At 67.2% G+C, this 16,502-nt stretch carries 15 protein-coding genes and 1 pseudogene; 8 read left to right on the forward strand and 8 right to left on the reverse strand.

The features are described from left to right. Positions 1-62: 62 nt before the first annotated feature. The 4 genes from K7711_RS39610 to K7711_RS39625 all read right to left on the reverse strand — a co-directional run bounded on the left by K7711_RS39610 (position 63) and on the right by K7711_RS39625 (position 4,170). Positions 63-1,721, reverse strand: a complete 1,659-nt coding sequence (locus tag K7711_RS39610) for an ABC transporter permease (protein WP_222976669.1) — start codon at positions 1,719-1,721, stop codon at positions 63-65. Continuing rightward, the gene (locus tag K7711_RS39615; RefSeq protein ID WP_222976671.1) at positions 1,718-2,653 is read right to left on the reverse strand and encodes an ABC transporter ATP-binding protein; all 936 of its coding nucleotides are present in this window, start codon (positions 2,651-2,653) and stop codon (positions 1,718-1,720) included. Before K7711_RS39615 ends, K7711_RS39610 begins: the two co-directional genes overlap by 4 nt. Positions 2,654-2,707: 54 nt before the next feature. Further along, positions 2,708-3,415 (reverse strand): TetR/AcrR family transcriptional regulator, encoded by a 708-nt coding sequence (locus tag K7711_RS39620; RefSeq protein WP_308015155.1) that lies wholly within the window; start codon positions 3,413-3,415, stop codon positions 2,708-2,710. Between the two features lie 116 nt (positions 3,416-3,531). Continuing rightward, positions 3,532-4,170: an O-methyltransferase gene (locus K7711_RS39625; RefSeq protein WP_222976774.1), complete on the reverse strand. Its 639-nt coding sequence runs from the start codon at positions 4,168-4,170 to the stop codon at positions 3,532-3,534. Between the two features lie 251 nt (positions 4,171-4,421). Here K7711_RS39625 and sigE point away from each other — a divergent pair, with 251 nt between their 5' ends. From sigE to K7711_RS39650, 5 genes are all read left to right on the forward strand, one after another. Further along, positions 4,422-5,168 (forward strand): RNA polymerase sigma factor SigE, encoded by a 747-nt coding sequence (sigE, locus tag K7711_RS39630; protein WP_372460240.1) that lies wholly within the window; start codon positions 4,422-4,424, stop codon positions 5,166-5,168. Between the two features lie 73 nt (positions 5,169-5,241). Further along, entirely contained in the window at positions 5,242-5,676 is a 435-nt protein-coding gene (locus tag K7711_RS39635) for a zf-HC2 domain-containing protein (protein ID WP_222976673.1), read from the forward strand. Between the two features lie 10 nt (positions 5,677-5,686). Then, positions 5,687-7,276, forward strand: coding sequence for a S1C family serine protease (locus K7711_RS39640; RefSeq protein WP_222976675.1), 1,590 nt, complete (start codon positions 5,687-5,689; stop codon positions 7,274-7,276). A 9-nt stretch (positions 7,277-7,285) separates the two neighbouring features. After that, positions 7,286-7,711 (forward strand): Sec-independent protein translocase protein TatB, encoded by a 426-nt coding sequence (gene tatB, locus K7711_RS39645; protein WP_222976677.1) that lies wholly within the window; start codon positions 7,286-7,288, stop codon positions 7,709-7,711. Positions 7,712-7,843: 132 nt separating this feature from the next. Next, positions 7,844-8,680, forward strand: coding sequence for a hypothetical protein (locus K7711_RS39650; RefSeq protein WP_040827593.1), 837 nt, complete (start codon positions 7,844-7,846; stop codon positions 8,678-8,680). 196 nt (positions 8,681-8,876) lie between these two features. Here K7711_RS39650 and K7711_RS39655 read toward each other — a convergent pair. The 3 genes and pseudogenes from K7711_RS39655 to K7711_RS39665 form a co-directional block, all read right to left on the reverse strand. Then, a pseudogene (locus K7711_RS39655) lies at positions 8,877-9,806 on the reverse strand (glucosyl-3-phosphoglycerate synthase); the annotation flags it as partial. Then, entirely contained in the window at positions 9,803-10,681 is an 879-nt protein-coding gene (gene folP / locus K7711_RS39660; RefSeq protein WP_222976681.1) for a dihydropteroate synthase, read from the reverse strand. The gene folP and the pseudogene K7711_RS39655, both read right to left, overlap by 4 nt. 121 nt (positions 10,682-10,802) lie before the next feature. Continuing rightward, entirely contained in the window at positions 10,803-11,486 is a 684-nt protein-coding gene (locus K7711_RS39665; protein WP_222976683.1) for a hypothetical protein, read from the reverse strand. A 78-nt stretch (positions 11,487-11,564) separates the two neighbouring features. On the opposite strand from K7711_RS39665, the gene K7711_RS39670 reads away from it, so the two are divergent. From K7711_RS39670 to K7711_RS39680, 3 genes are read left to right on the forward strand one after another with little or no spacing between them, the layout of a single operon-like run. Further along, positions 11,565-12,125, forward strand: a complete 561-nt coding sequence (locus K7711_RS39670; protein WP_222976685.1) for a hypothetical protein — start codon at positions 11,565-11,567, stop codon at positions 12,123-12,125. Then, entirely contained in the window at positions 12,122-13,456 is a 1,335-nt protein-coding gene (locus tag K7711_RS39675; RefSeq protein WP_222976686.1) for a Dyp-type peroxidase, read from the forward strand. The genes K7711_RS39670 and K7711_RS39675 overlap by 4 nt, the downstream gene beginning before the upstream one ends. Positions 13,457-13,472: 16 nt before the next feature. Continuing rightward, positions 13,473-14,486 carry a hypothetical protein gene (locus tag K7711_RS39680; RefSeq protein WP_222976687.1) on the forward strand — a complete coding sequence of 338 codons (1,014 nt, stop codon included), beginning with the start codon at positions 13,473-13,475 and terminating at the stop codon, positions 14,484-14,486. Positions 14,487-14,725: 239 nt separating this feature from the next. Here K7711_RS39680 and K7711_RS39685 read toward each other — a convergent pair whose 3' ends face one another. Continuing rightward, positions 14,726-16,495: a long-chain-acyl-CoA synthetase gene (locus tag K7711_RS39685; protein ID WP_222976688.1), complete on the reverse strand. Its 1,770-nt coding sequence runs from the start codon at positions 16,493-16,495 to the stop codon at positions 14,726-14,728. Positions 16,496-16,502 lie beyond the last annotated feature (7 nt).

A 16,502-nucleotide genomic window follows, 5' to 3' on the forward strand; every position in this document is an offset into this window, starting at 1 on the left:
GCCGAAGAATACGCCCCCGGCGCAGGCCGGGGACGTATCAGGTGGAATCGGCGGACGAACTCTCAGCGAAGATCGCGTCGACGGAAGGCGTACAGTCCCGAGCCGGTCAGCGCCGCGGCGATCACCACCAGGATGACGACCGGTGTCCACGCGAACGGCTCCGCGGGCAGTTTCGGCAGATGGCTGTACGGGTCGATGTCCAGAACCCATTGCGGCATACCGGCGATCGAGCCGAGCAGGAACAGCGCCACCCCGGCGGTGAACACGCCCCAGGCCACCGAGGCCCAGCGCGGCAGCACTCCGAACAGCAGTACCGCCGCACCGGCGAACAACCAGACGGCGGGCAATTGCACCAGCGCCGCACTCAGCACCCGCGGCAACTTCCCGCCGACGTCGTGCGCGGCGATCCCGTACGCCAGACCGGCCAGAACACCCGAGATCAGCAGCAGCACAACCGGTCCCACAATCGCGAACACCAGATGCGAGGCGACCCAGCGGATCCGGCCGACCGCCCCGGTCAGCACGATCTCCGCGCGGTCGGCCGATTCCTCCGCATTCAGCCGCAACGTCGCCGATATCGCGTAGGCGGCCGCGGCCAGACCCAGCAGGGTGAACGCGGTGGTGATGAAGGCGTCCTCGAGCACATTGGCCCCGCCCATGCGAGCGATGATGTCCTGCACCGATTTACTGCCGCCGACCTCGTTCGCGATGCCGTTGACGACACTCCCGATGACCAGCCCGTACAACCCGAGCCCGACGGCCCACGCCACGAGGGCGCCGCGCTGCAACCGCCAGGCCAGCCCGAACGGTCCGGACAGCGCGGGCGCGGCCACCGGCACACCGGGACGTTCGGCGATCAGCCCGGCCCCGATATCCCGCCGCCGCAACAGCGAATAGGACACCGCGATCAGCACGATCGTGGTCGCCACGTGCAGCAGCAGGATCCACCAGTGATCCCCCGACAGCGCCCGCACCTGGATCGACCAGCCCTGCGGGGAGAACCAGCTGAACGGATCGGCGGGTCCGTCGGCAGCGCGCGCATCGCCGACCGCGCGCAGCACATAGGTCACCGCGAGTACGGCGAACGCGATCCCGCGGGCGGTGCGAGCGCTCGCGGACAGCTGCGCGGCCACCGCGCCGACGGCGGCGAACACCATGCCCGATCCGGCCAGCGCAAGCCCGAATGCCAAGGCCCCGTGCCCATCCACGCCCGCACCCTTGATGCTGACCACCGCGAGCAACCCGGTCGCCAGAGCGCCGATGCACGAAACCAGCAGCGCGGCAGTGAGATTGGCCAACCGGCCGACCCTGGTCGAGGCAAGCAGTTCCTCGCGACCGGTCTCCTCCTCCGCGCGGGTGTGCCGGATGACGGTCAGGATGGTCGCGATGCCGATGATGGTGAAGAACATCCCGGCCTTCCACAACCCGGCCGCCGCACCGGAGGTAGTGTTGTAGACCGGCCCGTACATGGCCAGCTGGGCGGGACTGGTGTTGACCGTATGCGCGAAGTGCGCCAACTGATCCGGGGTCGAATACACCTTCTCGGTGCTCTTGACGTACACGCTGCCCAGCGGCAGCGACAACAGCAGCACCCACAGCGGCAACACGATCCGATCGCGCCGCAGATACAGCCGCAGCAGCCGCCAGGTACCGGTGAATTCCGAGGCGCCACCGGATGTTTCGGCGCGGCCGACCGGTCCGGCCAGAGTCGCGGTGGTCATTTCGACACCTCCGCCATATCGCGATCACCCGCGCCGGTGGAACCGTCGGCGCCGAGCGAATAGTGGCGCAGGAACAGCTCTTCCAGCGTCGGCGGCTGGCTGACCAGACTCCGCACACCGGCATCGCCGAGCACCCGGATCAGCTCACCGAGATGTTCGCTGTCGACCTGGCAGCTCAACGTGTGATCGCTGATATCGATGTCCTCCACACCGGCGATCCGGCTCAGATCACCTGGGTCACCGATCAATTCGGCCTTGATCGAGGTGCGGCTCAGATGCCGCATCTCCGCCAGCGAGCCGCTCTCCACGGTCTTTCCGGCGCGGATGATGGTGACCCGATCGCACAGCGCCTCGACCTCGGACAGGATGTGACTGGACAGCAGCACCGTCACACCGCGCTCGGCCGCCTCGCGGGCACAATCGCGAAATATCTGCTCCATCAACGGATCCAGGCCCGAGGTGGGCTCGTCCAGCAGCAGCAGCCGCGCCTGTGAGGAGAAGGCCGAGACCAGAGCGACCTTCTGCCGATTGCCCTTGGAATAGGTGCGCGCCTTCTTGCGCGGATCGAGTTCGAAACGCTCGATCAGCTCGGCCCGGCGATCGGCGTCCAGGCCGCCGCGCATCCGGGCGAGCAGATCGATGGTCTCCCCGCCGGACAACGACGGCCACAGCGTGACATCGCCCGGGACATAAGCGATATCGCGATGCAGCGCGACCGCGTCGGTCCACGGATCGCGGCCCAGGACCTCCGCGGTGCCGGACGTGCGGGCCAGAATTCCCAGCAGGATCCGGATGGTGGTCGACTTGCCCGCGCCGTTGGGGCCCAGGAAGCCGTGCACCTCCCCCTCGGCGACGTCCAGATCGAGGCCGTCGAGGGCACGTACCTGTCCGAAATGCTTGTGCAACTGTCGGACGACGATTGCCGATGACATCGGATCTCCTGTATTCGTGGCACGGACCGCGACTCCGCGGGATCGTCCCCGGAATCAGCCCTCCGCGCCGGATGGGTTCATGGGTGGAATATGTTGTGCGTCAGTGTTTTCGCGCCCGGACAGCAGCGTGTCCAGCGCCATCGAATCGGTGAGCAGGCCGTTGGTGTAGAGGTCGATCGCGGGCAGCATCATCACCTCGGTGTACTCCCGCAGCATCTTCGGATAGTCCGGCACGCCGTCGTGTTGGGCCAGGTAGAGCTGCATGAACAACAGGAATCCCCCGCCGTTCTGCAGACCCATGTAGCGAGCGGTCGCCTTAACGTCCAGCGGCGCCCGCAACGAGCCGTTCTCGATGCCGACCTTCAGATAGGACTCCATGTCGGCGACCATGTGGTCGAACATCTCGACCGCGAGCGGTCCGCCCGCCTGCAGGCTGCGCATCAGGTAGGCCAGGTACGGCGCGAACTCCTCGACCTCGGCCATCGCCTGCAGCAGCCCCTTCGGAGAAGGGTTGCTCATGTACTCCATCTTGGCCTTGCGGATGAACTCGCGGACATTGTCGTCACATGCCTGCCGCAGCCCGTCCTTCGAGCCGAAATGGTGATTGACCAGGCCGGGTGACACGCCCGCCGCAGCGGCGATGGCACGAACCCCGACCCCGAAACCCTGCTCTCCGAAAATTGTCATCGCGGCCTCACGAATGCGGGCGCGAGTATTCAGATCCTCGGGGGATCCTTCCGGTACGGCGACTCCTTTGAACACATGTTTAATATACTAAACACGCGTTCAATCGTCACGCAAGAGTTCGCCCGAACTTCCGGCGTGTCGTATTCACACCTTCGCGCCACGGCTGCCGATCAAGGCCGTGACCTGCGCGATTATCCGCGCGAGGCGCAGAGCAATCCGTCGCCCAGCGGGATCAGCACACTCGTCAGCCGTGGATCCTCGGCGATCGCGCGAGTGGCCGCGCGCACCGCCTGGGTACCCGCATCGCGCTGGGCCGGATCGGGCACCCGTCCGCCGAGCAGGGCGTTGTGCAGCATGATCGCGCCACCCTCGCGCAGCAGCCGCACCCCCTGTTCCACGTACTGCGCATGTTCGAGCGGGGCGGCATCGATGAACACCAGGTCGTAGGCGCCGTCGGCGAGCCGGGGCAGCACGTCCAGGGCACGGCCGTTGATCAAGCGGGTGCGCGCGGGGGCGATCTCGGCGGTCCGGAACGCGTCGCGGGCCGCGCGCTGATGTTCGGGCTCGGAATCGATCGTGGTCAGCGTGCCGTCCTCGCGCATACCGTCCAGCAGCCACAAACCGCTGATCCCGGCACCGGTGCCCACCTCGACCACCGCCCGCGCGCCCAGCAGTTGCGCGTACATACTCAGCAGCGCACCCACCGACGGCGGGACGGGCGCGGCGCCCAGTTCGGTGGCGCGTTCCCGGGCGGCGAGGAGAACCTCGTCCTCGACCACGGAATCCTCGACGTACGCGAGGTTGCGCTGCAGGGCCGATGCGGTGGGTATGACGCTCACGCGTATGAGGCTAATCGCGGATCACCTGGACGGCCCGGCGACGCGAGCGCAGTTTTTCTCAGGTGTCGCTCAGGCTCCCCATACCACGGCCACATCGGGACCACGTTTAGTAAGCACTACGCAAAGGCCGACCGACCGTCGACCGGCGCCGGGGAACAACCTGATACGCATCGACGGTTGTAACCGATATACGACACGAGTCGTAGCAGCGCCGGGCGCGGTCCCGAGTAGGAGGTAACCCCATCCACAAGGTCGATGCGGCGCGTGAGTTCGCCACCCTGCCCGAGTCGAGTGTGCCGATCGATGGCACCTCGGCCGAATACCCCCTGCCCGCGGCGGACGGCAGCGACCCTGCCGCGCTCCCCGCCCACCCCGACGAGGCCGTCGAGGCCGAACTCGCCGAGTCCGATCCGTTGTCGGGCACCGCGGCCTTCGACGCCACCGGCGACCGCACCATGATGCCCACCTGGGACGAGCTGGTCCGGGAACATGCCGACCGGGTCTACCGATTGGCATACCGTCTCACCGGCGATCCGCAGGACGCCGAGGATCTCACCCAGGAGACGTTCATCCGCGTCTTCCGGTCGCTGCAGAGCTATCAGCCCGGCACGTTCGAGGGCTGGTTGCACCGCATCACCACGAACCTGTTCCTGGACATGGTGCGGCGCCGCAATCGGATCCGGATGGAGGCACTGCCCGAGGACTACGATCGCGTGCCGTCCGAGGGCCCCGATCCCGAGCAGGCCTACCACGACTCCCGCCTGGATCCCGACCTGCAATCCGCACTCGACGCACTCGCGCCCGAATTCCGCGCCGCGGTCGTCCTGTGCGATATCGAGGGCCTGTCCTACGAGGAGATCGGCGCCACGCTCGGCGTCAAATTGGGCACTGTGCGCAGTCGCATCCACCGCGGGCGTCAAGCGCTGCGGGAGTACCTTGCGCATAATGGATCTCAGCCGCGGTTCGCCGCCACGGAGAAGGTCGGGTAATTTACGGCCGTCGCCGACGGCGGAAATTCTGTTGGTGCCAGCTGTTGTCAGGTCGGAAGGGTGTGTACACCGTATGAGTGGCCAGGAGCGCGATTCGGGTAATGCGGCCGGTAGAGCGCCCCAACGCCGACCCAGCTTCGCTCCGACCGAACATCTGGCCAGCGAGGCCATCGCCGCCTACGTCGACGGCGAGCTACGGATGAACCCCTACCTACGCGCTGCCGAGCATCTGGCCCGGTGCCCCGAATGCGCGGCGGAGGTCGAGGCGCAGCAGCAGGCCCGCATCGCCCTGCGCCAGGCCGCCGAGATGCAGATTTCCGCACCGCACGATCTACACGACACGCTGAGCCGGATCCCGCTCGCGGACCTCACCGGAAATGGCGTCGAAGATATGTCCCGCGGCCCGAGTTTCCTGGGCCTGCGCACGGATTCGTTCCGTTTCGCCTCGTCGGCGGACCGCGAATTGAGTTCCGACAGTAGGCGATGGACCGGTTGGTGGCGCAAGTAGAGTTTGAGCCGTGACCACCGAATCGACGAACACCGGATCACAATCCGCGGCGGACGGGGCTGCTGGGCAGTCGTCCGCGTCGGATTCGGCGGCCAATCGGGGGAACCTGAGGCCGTCGGACGCACCGGTATTGGGCCCGCGGCCGGTCTACCGGCCGGATATCGACAAGCACACCGCACGTGCGTTCCGCCGCCCTGACGGGCAGAGCGGATCCTTCGCTCCCCACACCGCGACACCGCAGCAGCAGGCCGCCGCACCCGAACTGGTGAACCGGCCGCCCGATGCAGTACTGGCCGAGGCGTTCGGCCGTCCCGAGGGCTCGGACGAGCTACTCCAGCGCGATCCGGACGACACCGCAGGCTCCGCCACCCCCGCCCCGCCCGCCGACCCGTGGCGCGATCCGGCCGCCAGTGCCCGGCTCGGCGCACCCGCGGTCGGCACCCCGCAGTCCACGCGGCTGCGTCCGGGCATCAAACTCAGCGCCCGCGAGGTCCTGTTCGGCAGCCGCGTCGCGCCCAAGGCTCTGGTCATTCTCGGCGTGATCGCGTTGGTCATCGGTCTGGCCGGTGGTCTGGTCGGCCGGCTCACCGCCGAGGCCACCTCGGTACTGACCTCCAAGAAGGTCACGCTGGCCCAGGACGCCGTATCGGGGAAACCGCAGGGCTCGGTATCCGGGGTCGTCGACTCCGTGATGCCCTCGGTGGTGCAGATCCGCGAGACCGTCGGCGACAACGGCGCGCTCGGCTCGGGCGTGGTCATCGACGGCGGCGGCTACATCGTCACCAACAATCACGTGATCTCGATGGTCGCGATGGACAAGACCAACCACGGCAAGATCCAGGTGACCTTCTCCGACGGCTCCCGGGTACCGGCCTCGCTGGTCGGCCGCGACCCCAAGACCGACCTGGCGGTCCTGAAGGTCGACAACGTCAAGAACCTCACTGTCGCCCGCCTCGGCAAATCCGCCGATGTGCAGGTCGGCGACGCCACCCTCGCGATCGGTTCCCCGCTGGGTCTGCAGAAGACCGTCACCGCGGGCATCGTGAGCGCGCTGCATCGCGCGATGGTGGAGACCCCGGAGGCCGGAGACGACACCGCCGGCGCGTTCGACGCGGTGCAGACCGATGCGGCGATCAACCACGGCAACTCCGGTGGCGCGCTGGTCGACGGTCAGGGCAGGCTCATCGGCATCAACACGGCCATCCGCAGTGAGAGCGGCGGTTCGGTCGGACTCGGTTTCGCGATTCCGGTCGACCTGGTCAAGCGGGTCGCGCAGACGATCATTCACCACGGCGTGATCGAACACCCGTGGCTGGGCGTGAGCGCCAAGACCAAACAGGTCGAGAACGACACGCTCAGCGGCGCGGCCATCGCCGACGTCGTGGCCAACAGCCCGGCGGCCAAGGCCGGTCTGACAGAGGGCGATGTGGTGGTGAAGGTCGGCGATCGCGAGGTCACCGAACAGGCCGAACTCACCGTCGCGGTGATGTCCCAGCAGATCGGGCAGAAGGTCGATTTCCAGATTGTGCGCGATGGTCGGCAGGTCACGATTCCGGTGACGCTGGAATCCGACCGGAACGCACCCAAGCCACCCCAGTAACCTGGTCTCATGTTCGATATCGGCTGGCCCGAGATGATGATCCTGGTGGTTGCCGCCTTGGTCGTGCTCGGGCCGGAACGGTTGCCCGGGGCTATTCGCTGGACCGCGCAGAGTCTGCGCCAGGTACGCGATTACGCGAGTGGCGCCACCAGCCAGCTGCGCAGTGAACTCGGTCCGGAGTTCGACGAGCTGCGCAAACCGCTCGACGAATTCAACGAGCTGCGTAAGCCACTCGACGAATTGCGCGGGATGTCGCCGCGTTCGATGGTGACCAAACATCTGTTGAACGGTGACGACTCGATTTTCACCGGCAATTTCGACAAGCCGGGCGGTACGTCGCCGGAGTCGACGGGGCCGTACACCCCGACGGACACTCCCGCTCCGAAACCGCTGGGGCACAACGAGAAGCCGCCCATCGATTTCGACGCAACATAACGATTTCGGCCCGGACCGGCCGGTCGCCCAGCAGCGTTCGGCAAGGTAGCGGGCCGACGCGTGTTCTCAATCGGAAATACCACGTCAAGCGGGCTAGACACATACCACTGTCGAGGTATCTAGACTGCGCACATGTCGGCCGATGAGGTGGCACGGGTGTTCGCGATCGATGACAAGGTCGAACGCCTCAAGGCGGCCACCGACGGAGTCGCCCAGGCGCAGCAGACCATCAACGAGCTCACGCGCATCCGGCGAGCAGTCATCCGAGATCTGCATGCCGAAGGGTGGACCTTCGCCAGAATCGGTGCGGCCGCAGGGCTTTCGCGTGCCCGGATCCATCAGGTGAGTACCCAGGGGCCGGTGCCGGAGGGGCTGTTCTTCGGGCACGGTCCGCTGACCATCGTCACGCCCGAGGTGCGCAGCACCACCCGCGCCGCGCCGCTGGTCGGCGCACCCGATGCCACGGCGCCGCACCGCCTCGAGGAATTGCTGCGTGAACTGGGCTTCTCGGTGACCGTGGAACGTTTCCTCCCCGGCCGGGCGCTGGATCTGGAACGCGACGGACTCATCATCCTGGGCGGTCCGGAACTCTCGCCGAGCCTGCGCTATCTGACCGCCGCCGATCCGCGACTACGCCGCACCATCGCCCGCGCCGGGCGGGTGCGCCGCGGCATCGAGGACCGCGCCGCCCGCCGCGTCTACCGCCCGGGCGGCACCGAACCCTACGACATCGCCTATCTGGCCCGCCTGCACCGCCCCGACAGCCACGGCACGGTGCTGCTCATCGACGGCCTGCACCCGCCCGGATCGCTCGGCGCGATCCGCCTGCTTGCCACCCGTCTGGCCACCCTGCACGAACGCGCGGGCACCCACCCGTTCTCGGCCGTGGTCGGCGTCCGCTACGACCGCAACACGGGCGAACCGCTCGAGGCGGATCTGCTGACGCCCATCTACCGCCACGAGCGCTAGCGGCGAACGCGCACTGACAACCGATCCTGCAACCCACCCGGTGGTTTCAACTGGCCTCGGCGCGCAACAACTGATCTCGTGAGCACACGGGTAACTCACCGGGTACGTCCAGAAGGTGACCAGCCACCTCGCCGACAGCCCGACGACCGAGCCTCGCGGCACCCACAGGCACGCTGAAGTCTCGGGGAGGCGGGCAAGCACGCAGCGTATTCATCGGGGGACGGTCTGCCAGGGACACGTCGGTGGTCAACGCCGTGAATTCGTCGCCTACCAGCGGAAACTGGGTCAAGGCGGCACCCGAATCACGAATTCCGGTGCGGCCCAGCATGGTTCCCATGATCTGTCGGCTCATCACGCCCAGGTCGGACAGCGGGCGGTTGCGGTGGGTGCGCACGCCCAGGTTGACCTGGCCGATGGCGGACATGCCGAGCAGATCGTAGGTGTCCAGCAGCAGGCCGATCTCGACGCCGTAGCCGGGTGCGAACGGCACCGCGGTGAGCAGTTCCCGGGTTCCGGCGTATTCGCCGCCGAGCGGTTGCAGCACCGCGGACAGGTCCGGGCGCAGCGCCGACAGCAGGGGGCGGGCCACGAGTTCGGTGACCCGGCCGCCGCCGTTGTGGTCGACCGTCTGGCCCTGCCGGAGCGGACGACGGTAGTACGCCTTCACCAGATGCATATCCGGCACGGTCAGCAGCGGGCCGAGCAGCCGGGGCACGAAGGACGGATCCGGGTCGATCAGATCGGAGTCGACGAACGCGATCAGATCACCGGAGGTGACCGCCAGCGAACGCCACAGCACCTCACCCTTGCCGGGTACCGGATCCAGTTCCGGCACAGCCTGTTCGCGGCTGACCACGCGTGCTCCGGCGGCGCGAGCGCGTTCGACGGTGGCGTCGGTGGAACCGGAATCCAGCACCACCAATTCGTCCACCAGGGTGCCCAGCAGCGGCAGGATGCTCGCCACCACGTCGGCGACGGTGTTCTCCTCGTTCAGTGCGGGCAGCACCACGGAGACGGTGCGGCCCGCTTTGGCGGCGACGAGTTCGTCGACGGTCCAGTCCGGGCGGTCCCAGGTGTTGCTGGTGGCCCAGGTGTTGTCGGGAATACGGTCGGGGTTGGTTGTCATACCAGACCTCGCAGAGTTCGTGCGGGAGGACGGATGCCCTGAATGGCCGCGATCATGTCCACCACTCGCCGGGTCGCGGCGACCTCGTGGACTCGGAAGACGCGGGCGCCGGCCGCGGCTGCCCATGCCGTTGCTGCCAATGTGCCCTCCAATCGCTCGGACAGGCCGACACCCAGAGTCTCCCCGATGAAATCCTTATTGCTCAGCGCCATCAAGACCGGCCATCCGGTATTTACAAGAATGTCCACGGCACGCAACAGTTCGAGCCCGTGGTAAGTGTTCTTGCCGAAATCGTGGGTCGGGTCGATGAGGATCGAATCCTTCGCCACACCCGCCGCCGCGGCGTTCTCCGCGGCCCGCACGACCGTTTCGGTGACCTGCGCCACCACGTCGGTATAACGCACTCGATGCGGCCGCGTACGCGGCACAGCGCCCCCGGTATGGCTGCACACGATCCCCGCGCCCAACTCGGCGGCCACACCGGCCAGATCGGGATCCGCCCCCGCCCACGTGTCGTTGATCAGATCCGCCCCTTCGGCGACCGCGGCCCGCGCCACCTCGCCCCGCCAGGTGTCCACACTGATCAACAGCTCGGGATACCGCTCCCGGATCGCCGCGACGAACGGCACCACCCGCCGCGTCTCCTCGGCCGCATCCACCACATCCCCCGGCCCGGCCTTCACCCCGCCGATATCGACCAGATCGGCGCCCTCCGCGACCGCCCGATCCACCGCCGACAACGCCGCGTCGTCCGAGAAGGTGGCCCCCCGGTCGTAGAACGAATCCGGCGTGCGATTCACGATCGCCATCACCAGCGCCCGATCCTCCGCCACCGTTTTCCCGCACAAAGTGGGCAACGGCGGCGTGGAACTCATACTCAGACTGTACTGGACCAGCATCCCCCGCTCTCCGGGCTGATCGGGTCCCCGGTTTCCACATACCCGTGCTCGGGAGCGAACCGCGAACGGTCGGCGGGCCGACTCGGTCCTGCGGGTGCTACGGCGTGTGCGGTTCGAATTCGTCGCCGCGGCCGGAGCGGACCAGGATCAGAATGCTGACGACGAACACCCAAGCGGGGAACGCAAGCGTCGTCCACCTGCTCGTATCCCCGGCGATCAGCAGAGCCACGGCCAGCAGGTATGTGAGGGCGGCCAGCCAACGCGGCATCAGTCCCGTCTTCAGCCAGATCGTCCCCAGCGAAGTCATGAACACCGCGGCCATCCGCAGTGCGTAGGTCTGGCTCGCAGAGATGACGATCGCCCTGCCGAAGGTGAGGACCTCGGCATGTGCGGCCGGGTCCGCGGCGCCGCTCCCAATTGACAGCAATCCTGCGGCAACAACAGTGGCGACGAACATCATGGCCAGGAACAGCAGCCCGCTGCCGAGGAATATCGAGAGGAAGAATCGGTCCTCGCTCCGCCCGAACCCATCGCGCACGACGCCGATGAACCACAGGAAACTGATGCCCGCGAACGGCATCAGCACCGTCGCCGTCGTGATCGTCCCGTGCTGACTCTGCAGCCAGCGAGCCGAATCCGCGGCATTGCCGGGCATCCTGACGCGAACCAGGATCAGCGTGATGGCGAACAGGACCGCGAAGACCACTCCGGCCACGGCGGCAGCGCGCGGGGTCGAGAGCCGATGCGGCGGCGCAGAGACGGCGTGCGGCGATGTGGGCATTACGGCATCCTGTCGACGGGACCGAAGCTTATTATGGCTAATGTACGGCTTACTTCTGCGGTCGAGGAGGGCGTCGATATGTCCGATTCTGATACCGACTGGGCCGAACCAGCGGCGGTAGCCATTCCGGAGGAGGGCTACTTCGAGTTGCAGCGGGGCCGGTACGGTCCGCTCTACCCGCGGACGCCGGCATGTTACGGATTCTCGATCATCGCGAAGGTGAAACCCGGACGGGAGGAAGCGATTCGGGCCTACGGCAAGCAGATCGAAGACGCGGTCGCGAACAGTCCGAATGTGCTTGCGCCGCTACGTCTGCACTACCTGCGATGGGTGCTCTTCGATGTCGGATCCGGCCTGCATTTCCAATACCAGGGGATCTTCGACACCGATTTCGACAAGTACACCGAAGATGCGGTGACGCTGTTCAGCCAGACCGGCATCACGACCGTATTCACGAATCTCGAAGGGTTCCCGGAGGATTGGAAGGAGAACCCCGAAGCGTTCATCGAGTTCGTCCGGGCGCACCAGTGCCCGAGCTTTCTCGAATACGGTGAATACCCCTACGTCACCGCCGACGAGATCAAGAAGGCACTGCGGTTGAAGTCGGCGTTCTCCGACATGCTCGACCAGATGCAATGAGCCCCACCGCGACACTGGAACTCGACGACATCCAGCACATCCTGCTGACCCGCACCCCGGCGATGACCGGTCGCTACGAGTTCCTGTCCTTCGACGACCCCGCCGGTGGCCGGGCCTGGTTGACCGGTCTGCTGGACCGGGTCCAGTCGGCCGCGGACGCACGCGCCACGATGGACAGCTCCGAGCGCTGGATCACCCTGGCCTTCACCTGGCAGGGCCTGCGCGCGCTCGGAGTGCCCCCGGCCGCGCTGGACAGCTTCCCCAACGAGTTCCGCGAAGGAATGGCCGCCCGCGCCGACATCCTCGGCGACACCGGCGCCAATCACCCCGACAACTGGCTCGGCGAACTCGCGGGCGAGGACCTGCACGCCATCGCAATCCTGTTCGCGCGCACCGACGCCGAACACCGGCGCGCCACCGACGCACATCGCGCACACCTCGCCCGCTGTCCCGGGGTGCGGGTGTTGTCGTATCTGGATCTCAACGCCTCACCGCCGTTCGACTACGCCCACGACCACTTCGGGTTCCGGGACCGGTTGTCCCAGCCCGTCATCGAGGGGTCCGGCGAAGTCCCCACGCCGGGTTCGGGAGCGCCGCTCAAAGCCGGTGAATTCATCCTCGGCTATCCCGACGAGGCGGGACCGCCCCACGGGCTGCCGCAGCCGGAAGTGTTGTCCCGCAACGGAAGTTATCTGGCCTACCGGCGGCTGCGGGAGCATGTGGGCGCGTTCCGGGATTTCCTGCGCGAGAGCGCCGGCGACCCCGACGGGCAGGAACTGCTCGCCGCGAAGCTGATGGGGCGCTGGCGCAGCGGTGCGCCGCTGGTGCTGTCCCCGGATGCCGACGATCCGGAGTTGGGCGCGGATCCCATGCGCAACAACGATTTCGACTACGGACAGATGGATCCGCACGGTTACGCGACGCCACTGGGCTCGCACGCCCGACGCCTCAACCCGCGTGACACGGCCGTGAACATGAACCGGCGCAGAATGATTCGACGCGGCGCCACCTACGGACCCGCACTCCCGGCGGGTGCGCCCGACGACGGCGTCGACCGCGGCATCGCCGCATTCATCATCTGCGCCAGTCTGATCCGGCAATTCGAGTTCGCGCAGAACGTCTGGATCAACGACGAGACCTTCCACGAACTCGGCAACGAACACGATCCCATCTGCGGCGCGCAGGACGGCACCCTGGACTTCACCGTCCCCCGACGCCCCATCCGCACCGTGCACAAGGGCCTGCCCGCTTTCACCACCCTCGAAGGCGGCGCGTATTTCTTCCTCCCCGGCATCAGGGCACTGCGCTACCTGGCCACACTCGACGAGTGAAAGGCGGTTCGAGGCCGTGAACACTGCACCCTCGGCACGCACCTACAACCAGGACCACATCCCCCGCGCGCGGAACGGGCGGCGGCGGATCAGCATCTACTGGACCTGGAGTTATCCGTGGGAAGCCCAACGCGATCCCGCCGAGATCTACAACCGGTTCTCCACCATCACCGAAGTCCGGAACGTCGCATGGCCCGCCTACGAGACCACCGAGTACGCTCCGGAGCACTTCCTGCAGGGCATCGCCGGCACGCTCGAGTTGTTCCATCGCTCGACGCTGGCGTTCCAGCGCCTCGCCGGCGAGGCGACCGGTCACCAGGTCGCGGTGTTCCAACGCATCGACCAGGCCGGATACCGGCTGCCGATCGACGAGCGCATCCTCGCCGACACCGACACGCTGATGGTCTTCGGGCTCGACCATCTGCTGTCCCAACAGGAGGCCGCGCCCGAGGAGATCGAGGCCATCCAGGACTGGCTACGCCGCGAAGGCACCTGCCTGCTGCTCGCGCCGCATCACGACGTCGGCTTCACCGACGACTTCACCCAGCGGCAGACCGAGTACCAGCATCACGGCGACCCGCTGGTACCCCGGCAACAGCGATTCGGCCGATACACCCGCTCGCTGATGACCGGACTCGAAGTGCCGGTGCACAACACGTGGGGACTGCGGCCCGCGGTCGTCGACGGCACCACCCAGATCGCGCCGCTCACCCGTTTCCCCGACCTGGACGGCCCCCACCTGCTCGACCAGGTCACCACCTTCAATTTCCACCCCCACCTGCCGCACTACGAACTCACCGCGCCGGAGAGCGAATCCCTGCGGGTCCTCGGCCGTCAACGCGTCGATCCGACTCGGCCGCACCCGTTCACGGCGGCCGGCAACACCGAATTCAACGCACTGATCTGGATGCCGCCCGACGGCGCCCGCGCCGGGGATATCGTGCTCATCGATTCCACCAACTTCACCACCCTCTTCGGTGGCACCGACAGCCTGGAGAACCTCTGGCGCAATCTCGCCGTCATGAGATGAGGGTTTGCCCACGGATACCGCTGGCCGTTGAGCGTTATCGCGAAGCCGGGCCGAGGATCTGGTGGATGCCCGTTGGGCCCTGACGAACTCCTGGACGAACTTCACCCCGCAGGGAACGGCCCTGCGATCCCTCTTGGGCACCGGACGGCTACATCGCCTGGGCCTCGGACGAATCCGACGCCGCTACGCCGACCGAGGAGATCGACCGCGCGGTACGCGCCACCCGCCGTGCCGCATGATCACGATCCGGGCTTGACGCCCGCGGCGACCTCGTCCGGGAAGGTCTCGTAGAACGGGATGTAGCCGTCGGTGCGGCTGGTGAGGACGTAGCGGGTGGTGGTTTCGTCGGCGGCGAAGCCCTGTTTGCGCAGGTCCACCTTGCGGCTCTTGAAGGTGCTTGTGGTCTCGAGTTCGTCGACCACCCGAATGAACAGGGGGACCGCGTAACCCGGCAGACGATCGTAGAGGTGGGCGGCCAGGGATGTGCCGTCGAGCTGCGCGCCGGGGCGCAGGGTCACCGCGGCCATTCCGGCCTTGCCGTCGGCTCCGGGGACGTCGACGCCGTAGACCACCGCCTGGGTGATCCACTCGACGCCGTCGAAGGCGCCCTCGACCTCGGTGGTCGCGACGTTCTCGCCCTTCCAGCGGAAGGTGTCGCCGAGACGGTCGACGAAGGCGATGTGATGCCAATGCTGGTCGCGCACGAGATCACCGGTGTCGAACCAGCAGTCGCCGTCGCGAAATGCGTTGCGCACCAACTTCGCCTCGGTCGCGGCCTGGTCGGTGTAACCGTCGAACGGTGAGCGTCCGGTCACCTTGGCCAGCAGCAGGCCGGTGCCGCCGGACCGCACGCGCCGGGCCCGGCCGTTCTCGAAACGTCGCGCCTTGCCGGTGGCGTCGTCCACCTCGACGATCGCGTACGGCAGCGGCCCAAATCCGGCGGTGCGGTCCACGCCGAATGCGTTGATGAAGCCGATATTTCCCTCGCTGGCGGCATAGAACTCCACGATCCGGCCGATGCCGAAACGTCGCCGGAACTCGTCCCACAACTCCGGGCGCAACCCGTTGCCGACCGCCAGCCGCACCGAATGCGTTCGCTCCTGGGGCTTTTCGGGCTGATTGAGCAGATAGCGGCACAGTTCACCGATGTAGATGAACGCCGTGGCGCGGTTCGCGACCACCTCGTCCCAGAAGCCGGACGCGGAGAACTTGCGCCCCAGCGCGAATGTCGCCCGCGATCCGAGCACCGCGCCCAGGGCTACGGTCAGCGCGTTGTTGTGATAGAGCGGCAGGCAGCAGTACAGCGTGTCCTTGCCGCGCAGGCGAATACCAAGACCGCCGAGTCCGGCCATCCCCTTGATCCACCGCAGATGCGTCATCACGCTGGCCTTCGGCAGGCCGGTGGTTCCGGAGGTGAAGATCAGGAAGGCTCGCTCGCTGGCCCGAACATCCTGGCACGCAGCCGGATTCGCAGTCGGCGCGGTGCTCGCGCGGTCGGCGAGCTCCTCGGCGAACAGCAGATTCGCGGGCGGCTCGGACAGCGAGTCCAGCGCTTCGCGGCACTCCGCGCCGATCACGTTCACCACACTGCCGAGCAGTCCGACGCTGTGCGCCAGAACCCGGTCGCGCTGATGATGATTGAGCAGCCCGACCGTCGCGCCCAGCTTCACCGTCGCCAGCACCACGAACAACGTCTCGGGCCGATTGGTCATCAACACTCCGACCACATCACCGCGCGAGACGCCGCACTCGGCCAGCACCGCCGCATAGCGGTTCACCTCGAGATTCGCTGCGCCGTAGGTGTATTCGCGTTCCTCGAAGCGCAGGAACGGCCGATCCGGCACGCGTTCGGCGGCCCGCTGGAAGTACGACCCGATCGAGGCCCGGTCGCCGGAACGCACCAGCATCCCGGTGGCGCCGCGCAGCATGCCGGGTGCGTCCACGGCCATGGCGGGCAGTGTGCGCACCAGATCGAGCAGGGTGACGTTCGTCGAGAAGTCCGCGGTCACGGTGTCC

Origin of the sequence: Nocardia coffeae (assembly GCF_019890715.1) — a bacterium.
GTDB classification, from domain to species: domain Bacteria; phylum Actinomycetota; class Actinomycetes; order Mycobacteriales; family Mycobacteriaceae; genus Nocardia; species Nocardia jiangxiensis.

Bases quoted from the DNA above. Each gene is read 5' to 3' on its own strand.
- tatB (WP_222976677.1), top strand. From the start codon at position 7,286: ATGTTCGATATCGGCTGGCCCGAGATGATGATCCTGGTGGTTGCCGCC.
- K7711_RS39670 (WP_222976685.1), top strand. From the start codon at position 11,565: ATGTCCGATTCTGATACCGACTGGGCCGAACCAGCGGCGGTAGCCATT.
- K7711_RS39675 (WP_222976686.1), top strand. From the start codon at position 12,122: ATGAGCCCCACCGCGACACTGGAACTCGACGACATCCAGCACATCCTG.
- K7711_RS39650 (WP_040827593.1), top strand. From the start codon at position 7,844: ATGTCGGCCGATGAGGTGGCACGGGTGTTCGCGATCGATGACAAGGTC.
- folP (WP_222976681.1), bottom strand. From the start codon at position 10,681: ATGAGTTCCACGCCGCCGTTGCCCACTTTGTGCGGGAAAACGGTGGCG.
- K7711_RS39615 (WP_222976671.1), bottom strand. From the start codon at position 2,653: ATGTCATCGGCAATCGTCGTCCGACAGTTGCACAAGCATTTCGGACAG.
- K7711_RS39665 (WP_222976683.1), bottom strand. From the start codon at position 11,486: ATGCCCACATCGCCGCACGCCGTCTCTGCGCCGCCGCATCGGCTCTCG.
- K7711_RS39610 (WP_222976669.1), bottom strand. From the start codon at position 1,721: ATGACCACCGCGACTCTGGCCGGACCGGTCGGCCGCGCCGAAACATCC.
- K7711_RS39635 (WP_222976673.1), top strand. From the start codon at position 5,242: ATGAGTGGCCAGGAGCGCGATTCGGGTAATGCGGCCGGTAGAGCGCCC.